Origin of the sequence: Thioclava kandeliae, from assembly GCF_040297545.1 — a bacterium.
Lineage (GTDB): Bacteria > Pseudomonadota > Alphaproteobacteria > Rhodobacterales > Rhodobacteraceae > Thioclava > Thioclava kandeliae.
On the sequence record NZ_JAYWLC010000078.1, the window covers coordinates 1 to 1,066 of the forward strand.

Consider the following 1,066-nt stretch of genomic DNA (forward strand, 5'->3'; position numbering starts at 1 on the left):
CAGTCGTTCGGCACTCTTCTCGCCATAGTCCGCGCCGGTCTTGGCGCCAACCTCGAGCTCCATTAGTCGCTCGGCGGCAAAGCCAATCATCTCACGCAGTAAATCTGCATCGCCGCTCTGTTCGACAAGCGCGCGAAGGTCCATCATAGGTTTGGTCATCGGGTGTCATCCTTGGATCAGATTGAGTCTAGCAACCCGACCTTACTAAGAAACCCGATGGCCACCTGAGCTACACCACCCCGTGGGACACGATCAAGCCTGGCGTTAAAGCTCTCCACATACCCATTCTCCCAGGGCGATCCCGGCTCGATATAGGCCGTTTTGGCCCCCACCGTCGCGATCCAGTTGCGCAACTTGGTCGCGATGAATTCGGGGCCGTCATCGGACCGAATGAACTCGGACGGCCCACGGTGGATGAAGAGATCAGTCAGCGCATCGATGACGTCGACCGAGTTCAGCTTGCGTTTTGCACGTATCACCAGCACCGCCCCTAGGTGAATTCATCGACGATATTGAGCATGCGGTAAGACCGCCCGTCTGCCGTCCGGTCCTGCACGAAATCATAGGACCAGACGTGGTTCGCCCGCTCGGCCCGCAGTCGGACGCAGGAGCCATCCGCCAGCCAGAGCCGCTCCCGTTTCTTCTGCTTTTGCGGGACTTCAAGCCCTTCATGTCGCCAAATGCGCTCGACCCGCTTGTGGTTGGCGTGACCCGCCCGCCTGAACCAGTGCGTATTGTCATGATATCGCCCATATTGCCGTGCCAGCTCGGTGATTTCGGCGGTCAGAGAGCTTCGTCCTGACGACCGAGCGGGATCTTGCGTTGGGTCGATCTGTGCTGTCCCAAAGCCCGACAGGCACGGCGTTCGGAGATGGCGAGCGCCGTGCGGACATGGTCGATGCACTGACGACGACGCGAAGGGCTTAATAAGGCTGCGCGTTCGGGGCTACAAACCCTCCATCGGAGGGTTTGCTATACGCCCCTCATCTTTGCCGCCTCCGTCAGGATCAGCTTGTCGAGCGTCAGGTCCGACACGGCACGTCTAAGCCGCGTATTCTCTTTCTCG

General features: G+C 59.6%; 2 pseudogenes. Both read right to left on the reverse strand.

Annotation, left to right across the window (positions count from 1 at the left end):
• Positions 1 to 159 (reverse strand): annotated as a pseudogene (locus tag VSX56_RS20655) (IS256 family transposase); the annotation flags it as partial.
• Between the two features lie 95 nt (positions 160 to 254).
• Positions 255 to 1,066 (reverse strand): annotated as a pseudogene (locus VSX56_RS20660) (DDE-type integrase/transposase/recombinase); the annotation flags it as partial.